Below are 15,568 nucleotides of genomic sequence, written 5' to 3'. Positions count from 1 at the left end.
CTCATGGCTTCTACGAAGTTGGACAACACACTTAGTATATCCCCTTTGGATAACGAACTCTTCTCTTTGATCTCGTAAGCAATGGCATCCAGATCCGTGTTCTTCCCCATGCTTAATAACTCCGGATAGAACTTCTTTTCTGCATCCGGCTTTCCCGGTATGGCACGTAGTGCCTTCTTATACACAATAGACATAAAATAAAGAATTAGATGAATAAATATTGATTGTAGTTAATCGTAACCTACCTCCCGGTTACTAATACAAAGATACAATATGCAACCACCGGGTTGTCCATTAAGTGATATTGTAGTATATTGATATATAATCTTTTACGAAGTTTTTTAGCTAAATATTTTCACGCATTATTTGTTCTGTTTTCTTTGAATACAGCCTGCAAATGATTATATTTGTGTAGTAATAATAGTAATCAAAATGAGATGATAAATGGAAACCGAATCATGTTTTAAAATTGCCGCTTATGGCAAAGCAGAACTTGCCCGCCTCTATAATCCGGGCATGTCTTACCAATCTTCTATTAAAACGCTTAAAGTCTGGATTCGCGAAGCTAATGGCTTATATGACGCTCTTCTGGCTACAGGTATGAACCCTCGTGCCCATTATTTTACTCCCCGGCAGGTTCAACTCATAGTAGAGGCTTTGGGAGAGCCTTGATTTGCAGGCTTACACTTTACATTTTATTCTCATCCTCATTCTCATCCTTTTATCTCGGACTAAACAAAGTATTAAGTCGGACTTAACGGGACTTTAGGTCGGACTTAATCATTCATTAAGTCCGACCTTGTTTTAATCCCTCTTTTCCTTTCCATTCGTGTTAATTAGTGTTAAGTTTTGATTTTATCGAATTTCTTCTTTGTGTTTGATAATATTACCTTAAATGTATCTCCATATAATACATAATATATCCTTTTCGATTTCTTTTGTAAATCAAAATAAATTAATTCTAAGAAGAATATTCTATCTTTCTTGTTTTCTGTTCTCTCTCTCGGTTTGCGTATTTCAGTCAAATACTTTATGTTTGCATTGGATTTGTCCGTCACTCGTACAGTGACGGACAAATTCTTTCCCGTTTTCCTTTCTTTGCATTTTTCTTTTTTCCTTTCTGTTTGTGGCTTTGGGAAGAATGGTGCTCAAAACAGCCTGTTGTGCTTTGCTCATTTCTTCCATGTTGAATGAAGCTAAGTATATTCTTGTTATCTCTTCTGTCTTATGACCCATTGCCTGACTTATAATTGATACGGGTACCCCCTGATGAAATGCGGTGGTGGCCCATGTGTGTCTTGCTACATAAGTAGTTAGGTTGATGGTTATTCCAAGCATTTTTGCCAGCTCTTTTAGTTTTCTGTTGTATGTTCTTAAAGCTGTTTCGTACTGTGTTCTTTCTTTCTTTTTATTATCTATAATGAAAGGAAGTAAGTAAGAGAGAGTGGCTTCCTGGCTGTATTTTTCCAGTATGGCTCTTGCCGGTGTGCTTAAGGGTATGGATATCTGTGTGCCTGTTTTCTTTCGCTCATAAATAATGGTTCCTTCTTGTTTATCTTCCTTTTTTAGGTATACCATATCTACAAAAGAAATGCCCTGCAAGTAAAAGCTAAGCATAAATATGTCTCTCCAGAAAGCCAGTTTCGGGTTTTTAGATAAGTCCAGCTCTTTTAGCTTTCTTATCACATCCGGAGATACCGCTCTTTTTTTGGTTCGTACATATCCGGTAAATACTACAGAGAATAATCCGGGTATTCGTTGGATGGCACCTTCTTTTACTGCCTGATTGTATAGCGATCTTAATCTTCGCATATAAAAGGAAATGGTGTTTCTCGAAGTTCCCCTCCGTAGCAGGTATTGCTGGTACATTATTAAGTTGTTGCAAGTGAAAAACTTAGCCAGGGTAATTGTTTGCCCGGCAAAGGAACATGCACTTCGCATTGCGCTCATATTAGCACTTGCTGTTCTTTCCATCCCTCTTTGAGATAGCTTTTTAGAATTTTTGGAGATAAATCTGAATAATAACATGATGTATAAGTTTTTATATGGATATATAATAAATAACAAATAATGAGAATTAAGTTTGTTTATTTATAAATAATTATGATTGATTTTATTCTAAGTGATAATTATTCAATATATTTCTTTCGAATGATTTGAATGTTTGATAATAATACTTATATTTGTCGGGCAAAGCTGGAATTAAAAGATTAATAGCGGTAAAATAGTGATTTTGCAATGTTGGAAAGATATCTATTCTTTTTGGGAAATGTTACTCAATAAATAGTTTTTTAATCTTTTATTTTTTTTATAGGTGTCGGCAGTTGTGCGAAAACCATTTATTAATTTCTTGTAAAGTGCTGAAAAACAGTATATAAAATACTTTTAAGATGTGTGCAGTTTGTGCACCATCAATCAATACAGAAACAAAAAATAAATAAGAAAATGAAATCAAGCGGAAAATTATTAGAGAGTGCTTTTAGTCAGGGTTATATATTCCTTCCCCGCGAATTTGTCAGGTTGCTGTTGCGCAGTGTCCCTTGTACTTCTTCTTCGGAGGAAGCGCTGTTTTTTGCCCATCTGTTGTTGGGCGTTAACTACAAGGATTGTCCGTATCGGGTGGGTAATCGGGAGTTTATCTGTGCTCGCGGCGAATCTTACCGTAGCCTTGAAGAGTGGGCGCGGTGTATGAATTGCAGCAAGGGTCATGTTCGTACCTTAATAAAGAAACTGATAGCCAAAGGTTATATTGAACGATTGTCGGAAGAGGGGTGCCATCGTGTTACGCGTCTTCGCGTTATAGAGTATGATTGCTGGACGGGTAGGGCTTTGAAGAAAGATAAGCCGGATAATTCTCAAACTCCCGAAGAGGTTGATCGTCTTTTTGAGGAATTCTGGGAGCATTACCATTCTGTAACCCGCATGGATAAAGTCAATAAATATGAAGCACGAAAAGGGTGGGTGAGGCTTACTCCCGAAGAACGCTCTCTTGCCATAGGGCGCGCCTCTGTTTATTATGGGCATCTGAGGAATACGCGTTTCTGCCGCCAGGCTTCAGGGTATATTTCCGGTAAATGCTTTCTGAATGAGTATGAGGAAGAGTTTGGCGAAGATTTATTGGATTTTAGTTGATTTGATGGAGCTTGATATATATGATTCGAAAAGGAAAACTTTTCACCACAGATTCACGCAGATTTCCACAGATTAAATCATTTCACTATAAACAAAAGCAAAGAAGACAGAACTTTTAATTAATAATCTGTGAAAATCTGTGTGAATCTGTGGTGAATTAACTCAAAACGGACAAACAATGAAAAAACTAACCCCATCCCCACCCACCGACCTTTCCCTTCTTTTGAACCCTTTCTCTGTGGAATTGGAAGAAGTGGTTTTAGGCGCTTTGCTCATTGAAACCCATGCCATGAGCCGTATAGACAGCATGCTTCATAAAGAAGTATTCTATAAGGCAGAGCACCAACTTATTTATGAAGCATTGGAAGATATGTACTCCCGTGCTGCTCCTATTGATATAATAACCGTGGTTGAAGAGCTCCGCTCTCGCGGTACGCTCGAAGAGGTAGGCGGTGCTTACTACATCTCCCGGCTTTCCGGACAGGTGGCCAGTAGTGCCCACTTGGAAACGCATGTGCATATTCTTCGTGAAAAATATATGCGTCGTAGCCTGATGATTGGCGGACAACTGCTTCATATTCATGCTGCGGACGAAACTCTGGATATCCAGGATACCCTGATGGAAACCCACCGTATGTTGGACGGAGTAGAGGGAACTTATGTCTGGAAACAGAACCGCCGTGACTTTGCTACGCTTTTGCAGGATGCTGACGCTCAACGCAAGCAACGCATGAAGGAGAGCCGCAACGGACTGACGGGTATCCCCACCGGGCTTTCTACGTTAGATAAAATGACTTCCGGCTTTCAGCGGGGCGATCTGGTGGTGCTTGCTGCCCGTCCTTCGGTGGGTAAAACGGCTATGGGTTTGCATATAGCTCTTTCTGCTTCACGTGCCGGGCATAAGGTTGTAGTTTATAGTATTGAAATGCAGGGAGAACGCTTGGCGGACCGTATGATTACCGGGCAGGCGGATATTGACCCTTCCAAGTGGCGGAGCGGTCAGCTAACCAAAGAAGAGTTGAAAAAGGCGCGAAAGGCGATTGCTACGTTAAAGAAACTCTCTATTTTGGTAGACGATTCTCCCTCCATGAGTATAGATCATATCCGGGCAGGTGCCCGTATGCTTTGTAAGAAAAAGCAGTGCGATATGATTATTCTGGATTATCTCCAGTTGTTGGATACCCGTTCGGCTTCTTCGCGTATGAACCGCGAGCAGGTGGTGGCGCAAACTACCCGTCAGGCTAAGTTATTGGCAAAGGAGTTGAATATTCCGGTGTTACTTTTATGCCAGTTAAATCGTGAACCGGAGAATCAACCTGGCAAGATTCCTGCTTTGGAGCATTTACGTGAGAGTGGTGCTATTGAGCAGGATGCCGATGTGGTGTTATTGCTTTATCGCCCGCTATTGGCAGGGTTTAAGCAAGATAAAAATGGCAAATCTACCGAGGGGGTGGGCTATGTAATTGTGGCTAAGCACCGGAATGGAGAAACGGGAAGGGTGAAGTTTACACATAATAAGGGGATGAATGTGTTTGAGGGGTGAGATGGCTTATTCATGATGATAAGGCCCTCCGTTCAGGATAGTCATCGCCCTGTACAACTGTTCAACAAAGATAAGCCTGATCATTTGGTGGGAGAATGTCATTTTAGAAAGCGATATCTTTTCGTGGGCCTCCTGATATACTTTTTGCGAGAATCCGTAAGGTCCTCCAATTACAAAGACTAAGCGTTTATTTACGTTGGCTAGTTTTTTTTCCATCCATCCGGCAAATTCAACGGAACGAAACTCTTTTCCATGTTCGTCGAGCAGTACAATAACATCTCCGGGACGGAAGGCGTTACAAATTAATTCTCCTTCTTTCTCTTTTTGTTGTTCCGGCGAAAGGTTTTTGGTGTTTTTAAGTTCCGGAATAACTTCCATATCGAAAGAAATAAAATGCTTGGTACGCTGTGTATAATCGTCGATGGCAGTTATATAATGCTTCTCTACGGTTCGGCCTACTACCAGTAAAGTGGTTTTCATTCGGGGTTGTTTAAGTGAGTAATTGTTGCAAAAATACATCTTTTTTTCTATCGAAGTGTAACTGTTGCCGGAGTGTTTCCGTCATATTTAGGGGAAACCCTTGTTTATTAAAAGAAAATAATAGTTAACTTTGCATATATAACTTGTGGTTATGAGAAAAAAAACATTATTGTGGCTGTCAGGTATTTTGCTTTCTACATGTATGGCATTTGCGCAAGAGATACCTGTAGAGCTGATTACAGCCTTTAGAAAAGGAAGTTCCACGGAACTGAGCCGCTTTTTAAATGATAAGGTCGATTTAGTAATCCAAAATCGCAAACAAAACGCAGACAAGAAAACGGCAACAGCAACATTGGCTACTTTTTTTGAACAAAACAAAGTAAGCAATTTTAGTATAAACCATCAGGGAAAGCGCGATGAGTCGAGCTTTATCATCGGTACACTGAATACTGCCAATGGAAACTACCGGGTGAACTGCTTCTTTAAGAAGCTCCCTCAAGGAACTTTAATACATCAAATAAGAATTGATAAAACAAATGAATGAACTAATAGACAGACTCATAGATCTGGCTTTTGCTGAAGATATAGGTGATGGCGATCATACCACATTATCTTGTATCCCTGCCGATGCTATGGGAAAATCGAAACTGCTGATTAAAGAGGCAGGTGTATTGGCCGGGGTAGAGATAGCTAAAGAAATCTTTCATCGCTTCGACCCTGAAATGAAAGTTGAAGTATTTATAAATGATGGCACCGAAGTAAAACCGGGTGATGTAGCCATGCTGGTGGAAGGGAAAGTGCAATCGTTGCTCCAAACAGAACGCTTAATGCTCAACGTAATGCAGCGCATGAGTGGTATTGCTACCATGACCCGCAACTATGTGAAGCAACTGGAAGGTACTAAGACCCGTGTACTGGATACCCGCAAAACAACCCCGGGGATGCGTATGCTCGAAAAAGCAGCCGTGAAAATAGGAGGAGGAGTAAACCATCGCATCGGTCTGTTCGATATGATTCTGCTGAAAGATAATCATGTGGATTTTGCCGGAGGAATAGACAAAGCCATCCATCGTGCCAAAGAGTATCTGAAAGAGAAAGGAAAAGATCTTAAAATAGAAATAGAGGTTCGTAACTTCGATGAACTGAACCAAGTTCTTGCCATTGGCGGAGTAGACCGCATTATGCTGGATAACTTTACCCCTGCCGATACCCAAAAAGCAGTCGACCTGATTGGCGGACGCTACGAAACCGAATCCTCAGGAGGCATCACCTTTGATACCTTGAGAGAATATGCTAAAACCGGCGTTGATTTTATCTCGGTAGGCGCATTGACTCATTCCGTAAAAGGACTTGATATGAGTTTTAAGGCGGTTTAGTAGGTAGAAGTCAGTAGTTAGGAGTTAGTAGATAGAATATGGTAGCTCCTAACTCCTATCCCCTCGTTTAATATTCTTTAACTACTCCCATTGCAGCATTCCCTTAAAAGCTGCGTCTAATGAATGAACGAAGCAAACATACGTTCGAATAAAATAGCATTTCAGTTGGAAAATGAGATAGAATTAATTAGAGGCTGCCGGGAGGGAAATAATTCTGCCCGAAAGAAACTCTATACCCTCTATTCCAAACAAATGCTGGCGGTATGTTACCGTTATATCGGCGATATGGATGCTGCTCATGATGTGTTGCATGACGGGTTCATCAAGATCTTTACCAAGTTTTCGTTTCGTGGAGAGTCCTCGCTGGACACATGGATTACCCGGGTGATGGTGACTCAATCACTGGATTATCTTCGGAAACAAAAGCGGATGGATCAGCTTTTGGTAAGCGATGAACAATGGCCCGACGTTCCGGATTTATCCGATGCGGGCGAATACCGTAAAATCACCGAAGAGCAATTGTTGGCTTTTGTGGCAGAGCTTCCGGCCGGTTGTCGTACGGTTTTCAACTTATATGTGTTTGAAAACAGGTCGCACAAAGAAATCGGAGAGTTAATCGGCATCAAAGAACACTCTTCTACTTCGCAACTACATCGGGCAAAGTGTTTATTGGCAAAAAGAATTAAAGAATATATGAATCATGAAGAAGGAAAATGATGAAATTATTGACTTATTCCGTTCGCGTTTAGAATATGCAGAACTACCTGTAGAAGATGCCCTTTGGGATTCTTTGGAAAAAGAAATTCCGGTGATTATGCATCATCGTCGCAGACTAATGTTGCATCGTTTCACCGCAGCGGCATCTGTACTTCTTATTTTGGCTGTTTCTTCGGCGGCTTTTTGGTATCTTTCTCCTAAAGAAGAAATAGCAGATGCATTTACGCAAGTTACCCTTCCTACTCCTCAGGCAACTTTGGGAACTGATGGCGTGAAGATAGAGATACCTCCTATAGCAGAAGCCACATTTACGCCAAAGCCAGCTTCTAACTCTTCCGCTTTAACCCTTTATAAGGAAGAAGAGGAGGAAGAAACCATTTCTTTTTCTTTCTCCATGTCCTTTTCTTTCTCTACTTCTTCGGAGAATGTTCAGGATGATATAGTAAGTAATAGTCGAACAAATTATGACCGCGAATTAAAGAATGATGAATCTATTGCCGATAAAGAAAAAGAAATGGTAGTAGATGAAAACATACAGGTAGCTAAAAAAAGAACATGGGCTGTTGGCGTGGCAGCTTCTACCGGGTTAAGTGCCAAAGAGAACAATATTAGCCATAAAATGCCGCTTTCAATAGGTATCAATATACAAAAAGAACTTTCTCCGGTCATTGCGTTAGAGAGTGGGCTTACTTATACACAGCTGAATTCGGATATCACTGTGGGCGATATGAAAGACACGCAAAAACTCCATTATATCGGAATCCCCCTGAAGGCAAATATAACTTTGCATGATACAAAGCGGATTAAACTCTACGCCTCCGGAGGCGGTATGATTGAAAAATGTATATCAGGCCCAACAGATGCTTTCCAGGCATCGCTTTCTGCCGGGCTTGGGCTGCAATGTAAACTGAACGATCGCTTATCACTTTATGCGGAGCCGGGAATTTCTTATCATTTTGATAACGGAAGTTCGGTACCTACTCTTCGAAAAGAGAAACCTCTCAACATGAATCTACTCTGCGGAGTACGAATGACTTATTGATTTCTAATTAGAAAACTGTTGAATACTGATATTATGAAAAAAATATGTTATGTAATATGTGTTTTCTTATTATGTTTTGTAGCGATAAGTTGCAGTGAAGATACATTAGATTATCATAAGCCGGAGGTTAAACTCTTTGTCAAACAACTGAAATCCGGAAACTACAATACAACCAACGAGAATGGAGTGGTGGAAGTGCCGAAATTTACTCAGCAACATATCCCGCAACTGCTGAAGTATGTGGAAGATACCTCCGAAATTCCTTCGTTTCCATTGGCTGCTATTTCTTCGGAATTTGGAGGAAAGCCCCGTTTAGGCGAGTGCATGCTTTGGATTATTGAAAGTATTCGTTTAGGATATTCACCTTCCATGGGATGCAAACTTGTGACAAAGGATGCGGATAATTATGATGGAATGTATTTTCTTACCAATGAAGAGGTTTTGGAAGTAGCGGCTCTCTACCGTCGATGGTGGGAGGTGGTAGAAAATCCAAATCCAATATGGTCGGTAGATCTTTGGACCTTCGACCCTCTTTCCGGAAGCAACTATCGCTGGTGGTAAATTGAAAGATTAAATGAATAAACGCCTACACCTTTTCTTTTTTACAGGTACTTTGGTACTTGTAACTCATGCTCAGCAACCTCAGTGGACACCTGCCGACTCGTTGAAGCTGCAACAACTGCTTCATGGCGATGGTGAGATAAAGATTAATAAGCATGCCGTAAAGATGATTGATTTCGGATCATTTGTCGGCAAACCGGAAATAGTTGATGATAAACCCGGATTAAACTGGGATGGACAGCTGCCCGACGCGAAGCCGGAAAAGCAAAAACTTATACTGACATTAAAGCCGTATACAGCCACCACTCCTTTTAACTATGACCCCATACGCAAGGTGAAATTTAAGGTACGTGCCAACACTTGGCGCGCTACTACTACTTATCCGGATGATGTTCGTGTTTTCAAACAGAAAGAAACGATAGGCGCGCGGCAAAATCTTATGGCAGTAGGATCTAAAGAAGTATATACTCATCTAAGTGGTTGTGGGGTAGGGGGACTTGATTTTAATGCCGTGTTTACTCGCAAATTCTGGGATAAGTCCATCGAAAAGCGTCGTGCCCGTACGTTGGAAGTGCTGAGTTTGTATGGAGATTCTACCACTGTGCATATCAATCAGCCTATCCGAATAATAACGAACGGGTATTAGAACTTTTCCGGAATAAGCATTTTTTAAGTAATTAAAAACTAAAAAACACCTTGAACTTTTATTATGTAGGGATAATAATGTACATTTGCAAGTATCTCGATTGCTAACTTGAAAAAAATGAAACAATATATACTTGCTTGTTTTTTACTTATCACGATGCAGGTAAAAGCACAAGATGAGCAAAATGCAACATTTTCTCCCCCTTTTGATTTTTCCCTCACTTTAAGTGGGAACTTTGGCGAACTGCGTGCCAATCACTTTCATGGCGGGCTCGATTTTAAAACACAGGGAGTGTCCGGCAAAAAAGTTCGGGCTTTGTCCGATGGTTATATCTCTCGTATAAGAGTGACGCATGGGTCGGGTTATGTGCTTGATGTGGTTTACGATAACGGATACAGCACCATTAACCGCCATTTATCCGGATTTATGCCGCCCATCGCTCAGCGTGTGGAGGATTTGCAATACGAAACAGAAAGCTGGGAGGTGGAAATCATTCCCGAGGTAAATGAATACCGTGTCAGCGCTGGACAACAAATAGCCTGGAGCGGAAATACCGGATATTCCTTCGGACCTCACTTGCACCTCGATATGCTTGAAACTGCAACCGGAGATTATATCGACCCCCTTCCTTTTTTTAAAACCAAGATTAAAGATACACGTGCTCCTGTGGCACAAGGATTCATGCTTTTCCCCCAACCCGGGAAAGGAGTCATAAACAAAATGGCCGATCCTTATAGCTTTCAGCATACAGACAGCCGTGTGATAGAAGCCTGGGGAGAGATCGGCTCTGCCATCAAAGCGTATGATTACATGGACATAGTGAGTAACCGTTATGGAGTGCATACCGTAATTCTGTCGGTAGACGGAAAAGATGTGTTCCGCAGCACGGTAGACAGGTTTTCTTCTTACGAGAATCGGATGATTAATTCCTGGGCAGAGAATAATTACATGAAATCGTTCATTGAACCGGGAAATACGTTACGGATGTTAGAAGCCTTCAATGATAACAGAGGTATCATAACCATTGATATGGAACAAGATTATCTGTTTCAATATACACTTAAAGATGTGTATGGTAATACTTCTCGCTACCGATTTGTGGTGAGAGGAAAAAAACAACAGATTCCCCCTGTTACTCAAAGAGAGAAATATTGCTTTACATGGAACAAGGTAAACTACCTGCAAGAACCGGGACTTGATTTGTTAATCCCTCAAGGTTTATTATATAATGATGTAGCACTGAATTACAGTGTTCATAAGGCAGATTCCGCTGCTATATCTTATACCTACCAACTACATGATAAAAAAGTACCTCTGCACAGCTATTGTGATTTGCAAATCGGCTTGCTTTATATGCCCGTGGCTGATAGCACGAAGTATTATATAGCTCGTATCAATGAGAAAGGTAAGCTCATTAGTGTAGGCGGAGAGTATGAAGGAGGATTTGTTAAAGCACGTGTCCGTGAGTTGGGAACTTACACTGCGGCTGTCGATACCATTGCCCCCGAAATAATTCCGGTTAATCCGCAAAACTGGCATCGCAACGGAAAGATTGTTTATAAAATAAAAGAAGAGGAAACAGGCATCAAATCGTATAGAGGTACTATTGATGGAGCGTATGCCTTATTCGGACTTAATATAATGAATGATCAGCTCGTTTATGAAATTGATACCTCCCGGGTGGGGCAGGGCATCTCTCATGACATAGAAATAGAGGTGACAGATAACTGTGGAAATAAAACAATACTTAAAGATACATTTAAGTGATAGATGAATAAAAACAGAATTAGAAGTTTTATTGTATGATGAAAAAAATGATTTTATGCGCTCTTGTCGCATGGGCAGCCGTATCGTCCGGTTTTGCCTGTACTAACCTTATTGTTGGAAAAAACGCATCTGCCGATGGTTCTACTATTGTTTCGTATTCGGCAGACTCTTATGGTTTATTTGGGGAGCTTTACCATTATCCGGCAGCTATTCACCCCAAAGGTACTATGAGAGATATTTATGAGTGGGATACGGGTAAGTATCTGGGACAGATCGAAGAAGCCCGTCAAACTTATAATGTAATTGGTAATATCAATGAACACCAGTTAACAATAGCAGAAACTACCTTCGGAGGACGTCCGGAACTGACAGATACATTAGGCATCATTGATTATGGAAGCCTGATTTATATTACATTGCAACGTTCGACTAAAGCCCGCGAAGCTATTGAAGTAATGACAAGCCTCGTGCAGAAGTATGGCTATTACAGTGGAGGAGAATCGTTTACTATTGCCGATCCGAATGAAATATGGATTCTGGAAATGATAGGGAAAGGTCCCGGCATTCGTGGAGCCGTATGGGTAGCTGTACGTGTTCCGGATGATTGTATCTCGGCACATGCCAATCAGGCACGTATTCGTACTTTTGATATGAATGATAAAAACAATTGTTTGTATTCTTCGGATGTTATTTCTTTTGCACGCGAGAAAGGTTACTTTAATGGCGTGAATAAAGATTTCAGTTTTGCAGATGCCTACAATCCGTTAGACTTTGGCGGTCGTCGTTTTTGCGAAGCACGTGTATGGAGCTACTTTAATATGTTCACAGATAGAGGACAGGAATTCCTTCCTTATATCATGGGCGAGACTGATAAACCAATGCCACTTTACCTGAAGGCAAATAAAAAAATATCGGTGAAAGATGTGCAGAATGCCATGCGCGATCATTACGAAGGAACTCCACTGGATATCACCAACGATATGGGAGCAGGTCCTTATAAAACTCCTTATCGCTTAAGCCCTTTGTTCTTTAAGGTGAATGGAGAAGACTATTTTAACGAACGTCCGATTTCAACCCAACAGGCAGCTTTCGTTTTTGTTGCTCAGATGCGTGCTACCAAAGTGCACCCTATTGGTGGAGTGCTGTGGTTTACACTGGATGATGCCAACACCAGCGCTTATACGCCCATTTATTGTTGTACAAATAAAGTTCCGAAAAGCTTTGGGGCAACCACTGCCAATGCCTTGACATTTTCATGGGGTAATGCATTCTGGATCTTTAACTGGGTGGCCAATATGGTGTATCCTCGCTACAATTTAATGATTGATGATGTACGTGCTACACAAAATGAGTTGGAAAATTCTTATCTGGCTATGCAAGAGTCGGTTGAAGAAACAGCCGCTAAGATATATGCTTCTAATCCTGACGAAGCTAAAGCTTTCCTTACCAATTATTCCAATATGGCTGCTCAAAACACCTTCGAAACCTGGAAGAAGTTAGGAGAATTCCTGGTGGTGAAGTACAACGATGGTGTTGTGAGAAGAGTGAAGAACGGACAATTTGAACGTAATGCCATTGGGCAACCATCTACTGTTGTGCGTACAGGATATCCTAAAGAGTTCCTGGAAGAGTATGTAAAGCAAACAGGAGACAGATACAAACAAAAGTAACATCCAAACAAATACAACTAATCAAATTTTTATAGTATGAAATCACTACTCTTGCTATTTACATTTTCTTTTTTCTCATTAGGCATTTTCGGGCAAAACCTGAATTTAACCCATGCGGCTAATTATAAGAGGTATGCTGCCGATAATGCCAAAGAACATAAAAAGGTAGTCTTTATAGGAAACTCCATAACCGAGGGTTGGGTGAGGGTAAACCCCGATTTCTTTGCTGCCAATAACTACATTGGCAGAGGAATTGGCGGACAAACCAGCCCTCAACTATTATTGAGGTTCCGTCAGGATGTGCTCAACCTGCACCCTAAGGCTGTTGTTATCAATATAGGTATAAATGATATTGCTGAAAATACCGGAGAGTATAACATGCAGTACACCTTAGATTGCATTCAGTCGATGGCGGAATTAGCCGATTACAACGGAATTAAAGTAATCTTATCATCTGTGTTGCCAGCCATTGAATTTGGCTGGAGAAAAGATGTAACAGATGTGCCCCAAAAGGTAGATGCTTTAAATGCGAAAATAAAAGCATACTCCGAAGAGAAAGGCTTTGCCTACATTGATTATAATACCCCTATGAGAGATGAGAATGGAGGCTTGATTAAAGAATATGGCAGAGATACGGTTCATCCGAACAAAGAAGGTTATAATGTAATGGAGAAAATAGCCAATGAGGTTGTTCGAAAAGTAATTGCATATTAGCACTCGATGTTCCGACAATTTGTAACACTTTCTTTTGAATAATGAACTTATTCTTATAAATTTGTACTGACTTTTAGAATAATTTTTAAACCTAATCATAAAATAACGTCATGAGCAATCAAGAATTAATTTCACTGGTGACAGAAAAAGCCCAGAAATGGCTTACTCCTGCATACGATCAGGAAACACAGGCAGAAGTGAAGAAAATGTTAGAGAACGATGATAAAACCGAGCTTATCGAATCTTTCTACAAAGACTTGGAATTTGGTACAGGAGGTCTTCGCGGAATCATGGGAGTGGGAAGCAATCGAATGAATATCTATACCGTAGGTGCGGCTACTCAAGGACTTTCTAACTACCTGAATGCCAACTTTAAAGGTTTAGAGCAAATCTCTGTAGTGATTGGGCATGACTGCCGCAACAATAGCCGTAAGTTTGCCGAAATATCTGCCGATATATTCTCAGCAAACGGAATCAAAGTTTATTTGTTCGACGATCTTCGTCCAACACCGGAAGTATCTTATGCCATTCGTCATTTAGGATGCCAGAGTGGTATTATCCTGACTGCCTCTCATAACCCCAAAGAATACAATGGCTACAAAGCTTACTGGGATGATGGTGCACAAGTATTGGCTCCACACGATACCGGTATTATCGACGAGGTTAACAAGATTGCTTCTGCTTCTGATATTAAGTTTAAAGGAAATCCCGAATTGATTCAAATCATCGGAGAAGAGATTGATCAACAATATATTGATGCGGTGAAAACTGTATCTATTGCTCCGGAGGTAATTAAACGCCACCATGATACAAAGATAGTTTACACTCCTATACATGGTACAGGGGTAAAGATCGTTCCACGTGCTTTAGCAAGCTGGGGCTTTACCAATATTATACATGTACCGGAGCAGGATGTGGTGAGCGGTGACTTCCCCACTGTGAAATCTCCGAATCCGGAAGAGCCTGCTGCTCTTTCTATGGCCATCGAGAAAGCCAAAGAAGTAGATGCCGAACTGGTAATGGCAAGCGATCCGGATGCCGACCGCGTAGGTATTGCCTGCAAAGATGAAAAAGGAGAATGGGTGCTGATTAATGGAAATCAAACCTGCTTGATGTATCTATATTACATTCTTACTCAATACAAAGCTTTAGGTAAAATTCAAGGTAATGAGTTCTGCGTAAAGACTATTGTAACTACTGAACTTATTAAGAAGGTAGCCGATAAGAATAATATCGAAATGCTGGATTGCTATACCGGATTCAAATGGATTGCTCGTGAAATCCGTATACGCGAAGGCAAGAAAAAATACATTGGCGGTGGAGAAGAAAGCTATGGTTTCCTTGCCGAAGATTTTGTACGCGACAAAGATGCCGTATCTGCTTGCTGTTTGATTGCTGAAATTGCAGCTTGGGCAAAAGATAACGGAAAATCATTGTATGAATTGCTAAAAGATATCTACGTAGAATATGGCTTCTCTAAAGAAAAAGGCATCAGCGTAGTAAAACCGGGCAAGAGTGGAGCAGATGAAATTAAACAAATGATGGTTGACTTCCGTGCCAATCCACCCATTGAAATGGCCGGCTCTAAGATCATCCTCTGGAAAGACTTCCAAACATTGAAACAAACCGATTTAGCCGGACGGGTAACCGATATTGATATGCCCGACAAATCGAATGTACTTCAATACTTTACGGAAGATGGTTCGAAAGTATCCATCCGCCCCTCCGGAACAGAACCCAAAATCAAGTTCTACATTGAAGTGCAAGGAGAAATGGGCTGCCGCAACTGTTTCGATGGAGCAAATGCTGCTGCAGAAGAAAAGATTAAGGCGGTGATGAAGTCGCTGGGGGTGTAAAGACTACTTAATCATCCTGAATGTAATGAAGGATCTGTAACATAACCATTTATCGTTATGTAAC

General features: G+C 40.9%; 15 protein-coding genes and 1 pseudogene. 13 read left to right on the top strand and 3 right to left on the bottom strand.

Translation table 11 applies throughout. The annotated features are described in order from the left end of the window. A pseudogene (locus D0T60_RS15275) lies at positions 1-194 on the bottom strand (DNA-binding protein); the annotation flags it as partial. A 250-nt stretch (positions 195-444) separates the two neighbouring features. Between D0T60_RS15275 and D0T60_RS15270 the strand changes: the two are divergent. After that, positions 445-672: a DUF4248 domain-containing protein gene (locus D0T60_RS15270; RefSeq protein ID WP_203558278.1), complete on the top strand. Its 228-nt coding sequence runs from the start codon at positions 445-447 to the stop codon at positions 670-672. 345 nt (positions 673-1,017) lie between these two features. On the opposite strand, the gene D0T60_RS15265 is transcribed toward D0T60_RS15270, so the two are convergent. After that, positions 1,018-2,028, bottom strand: coding sequence for a site-specific integrase (locus D0T60_RS15265; protein WP_163218998.1), 1,011 nt, complete (start codon positions 2,026-2,028; stop codon positions 1,018-1,020). A 417-nt stretch (positions 2,029-2,445) separates the two neighbouring features. Here D0T60_RS15265 and D0T60_RS15260 point away from each other — a divergent pair, with 417 nt between their 5' ends. Continuing rightward, positions 2,446-3,132 (top strand): hypothetical protein, encoded by a 687-nt coding sequence (locus D0T60_RS15260; protein ID WP_163218997.1) that lies wholly within the window; start codon positions 2,446-2,448, stop codon positions 3,130-3,132. 178 nt (positions 3,133-3,310) lie between these two features. Then, positions 3,311-4,675 (top strand): replicative DNA helicase, encoded by a 1,365-nt coding sequence (gene dnaB / locus D0T60_RS15255; RefSeq protein ID WP_163218996.1) that lies wholly within the window; start codon positions 3,311-3,313, stop codon positions 4,673-4,675. A 6-nt stretch (positions 4,676-4,681) separates the two neighbouring features. On the opposite strand, the gene rlmH is transcribed toward dnaB, so the two are convergent. Further along, the gene (gene rlmH / locus D0T60_RS15250) at positions 4,682-5,155 is read right to left on the bottom strand and encodes a 23S rRNA (pseudouridine(1915)-N(3))-methyltransferase RlmH (protein WP_163218995.1); all 474 of its coding nucleotides are present in this window, start codon (positions 5,153-5,155) and stop codon (positions 4,682-4,684) included. 151 nt (positions 5,156-5,306) lie between these two features. Between rlmH and D0T60_RS15245 the strand changes: the two genes are divergently transcribed. The 10 genes from D0T60_RS15245 (at position 5,307) to D0T60_RS15200 (ending at position 15,504) form a co-directional block, all read left to right on the top strand. Beyond that, positions 5,307-5,699, top strand: coding sequence for a DUF4783 domain-containing protein (locus D0T60_RS15245; RefSeq protein ID WP_163218994.1), 393 nt, complete (start codon positions 5,307-5,309; stop codon positions 5,697-5,699). Then, the gene (gene nadC, locus D0T60_RS15240; RefSeq protein WP_163218993.1) at positions 5,692-6,531 is read left to right on the top strand and encodes a carboxylating nicotinate-nucleotide diphosphorylase; all 840 of its coding nucleotides are present in this window, start codon (positions 5,692-5,694) and stop codon (positions 6,529-6,531) included. Before D0T60_RS15245 ends, nadC begins: the two co-directional genes overlap by 8 nt. A 165-nt stretch (positions 6,532-6,696) precedes the next feature. Then, complete coding sequence (locus D0T60_RS15235; RefSeq protein WP_163219000.1) at positions 6,697-7,248, top strand: RNA polymerase sigma factor; 552 nt, start codon at positions 6,697-6,699, stop codon at positions 7,246-7,248. Continuing rightward, positions 7,232-8,290 carry a porin family protein gene (locus D0T60_RS15230; protein ID WP_163218992.1) on the top strand — a complete coding sequence of 353 codons (1,059 nt, stop codon included), beginning with the start codon at positions 7,232-7,234 and terminating at the stop codon, positions 8,288-8,290. The genes D0T60_RS15235 and D0T60_RS15230 overlap by 17 nt, the downstream gene beginning before the upstream one ends. A gap of 33 nt (positions 8,291-8,323) precedes the next feature. Then, a complete protein-coding gene (locus D0T60_RS15225) occupies positions 8,324-8,851 on the top strand; it encodes a DUF4943 family protein (RefSeq protein WP_163218991.1) in 528 nt (175 codons plus the stop codon). 13 nt (positions 8,852-8,864) lie between these two features. Then, positions 8,865-9,497, top strand: coding sequence for a DUF4858 domain-containing protein (locus tag D0T60_RS15220; RefSeq protein WP_163218990.1), 633 nt, complete (start codon positions 8,865-8,867; stop codon positions 9,495-9,497). Between the two features lie 117 nt (positions 9,498-9,614). After that, a complete protein-coding gene (locus D0T60_RS15215; protein ID WP_163218989.1) occupies positions 9,615-11,264 on the top strand; it encodes a M23 family metallopeptidase in 1,650 nt (549 codons plus the stop codon). A 35-nt stretch (positions 11,265-11,299) separates the two neighbouring features. Continuing rightward, entirely contained in the window at positions 11,300-12,934 is a 1,635-nt protein-coding gene (locus tag D0T60_RS15210; protein ID WP_163218988.1) for a C69 family dipeptidase, read from the top strand. Positions 12,935-12,970: 36 nt separating this feature from the next. Then, positions 12,971-13,648, top strand: coding sequence for a GDSL-type esterase/lipase family protein (locus tag D0T60_RS15205; RefSeq protein ID WP_163218987.1), 678 nt, complete (start codon positions 12,971-12,973; stop codon positions 13,646-13,648). Between the two features lie 110 nt (positions 13,649-13,758). Then, the gene (locus D0T60_RS15200; protein WP_163218986.1) at positions 13,759-15,504 is read left to right on the top strand and encodes a phospho-sugar mutase; all 1,746 of its coding nucleotides are present in this window, start codon (positions 13,759-13,761) and stop codon (positions 15,502-15,504) included. The last annotated feature ends 64 nt before the right edge of the window (positions 15,505-15,568 follow it).

The sequence above is a fragment of the Bacteroides sp. 224 genome (assembly GCF_010500995.1).
In the GTDB taxonomy this organism is placed as follows: Bacteria; Bacteroidota; Bacteroidia; order Bacteroidales; family Bacteroidaceae; genus Bacteroides.
The sequence above is the reverse complement of the archived record's forward strand: the minus strand, read 5'-3'. Positions and strand labels throughout refer to the sequence as shown.

Coding starts and splice junctions, on each gene's coding strand:
- D0T60_RS15270 (WP_203558278.1), top strand. CDS start 445: ATGGAAACCGAATCATGTTTTAAAATTGCCGCTTATGGCAAAGCAGAA.
- D0T60_RS15265 (WP_163218998.1), bottom strand. CDS start 2,028: ATGTTATTATTCAGATTTATCTCCAAAAATTCTAAAAAGCTATCTCAA.
- D0T60_RS15260 (WP_163218997.1), top strand. CDS start 2,446: ATGAAATCAAGCGGAAAATTATTAGAGAGTGCTTTTAGTCAGGGTTAT.
- dnaB (WP_163218996.1), top strand. CDS start 3,311: ATGAAAAAACTAACCCCATCCCCACCCACCGACCTTTCCCTTCTTTTG.
- rlmH (WP_163218995.1), bottom strand. CDS start 5,155: ATGAAAACCACTTTACTGGTAGTAGGCCGAACCGTAGAGAAGCATTAT.
- D0T60_RS15245 (WP_163218994.1), top strand. CDS start 5,307: ATGAGAAAAAAAACATTATTGTGGCTGTCAGGTATTTTGCTTTCTACA.
- nadC (WP_163218993.1), top strand. CDS start 5,692: ATGAATGAACTAATAGACAGACTCATAGATCTGGCTTTTGCTGAAGAT.
- D0T60_RS15230 (WP_163218992.1), top strand. CDS start 7,232: ATGAAGAAGGAAAATGATGAAATTATTGACTTATTCCGTTCGCGTTTA.
- D0T60_RS15225 (WP_163218991.1), top strand. CDS start 8,324: ATGAAAAAAATATGTTATGTAATATGTGTTTTCTTATTATGTTTTGTA.
- D0T60_RS15220 (WP_163218990.1), top strand. CDS start 8,865: ATGAATAAACGCCTACACCTTTTCTTTTTTACAGGTACTTTGGTACTT.
- D0T60_RS15215 (WP_163218989.1), top strand. CDS start 9,615: ATGAAACAATATATACTTGCTTGTTTTTTACTTATCACGATGCAGGTA.
- D0T60_RS15210 (WP_163218988.1), top strand. CDS start 11,300: ATGATGAAAAAAATGATTTTATGCGCTCTTGTCGCATGGGCAGCCGTA.
- D0T60_RS15205 (WP_163218987.1), top strand. CDS start 12,971: ATGAAATCACTACTCTTGCTATTTACATTTTCTTTTTTCTCATTAGGC.
- D0T60_RS15200 (WP_163218986.1), top strand. CDS start 13,759: ATGAGCAATCAAGAATTAATTTCACTGGTGACAGAAAAAGCCCAGAAA.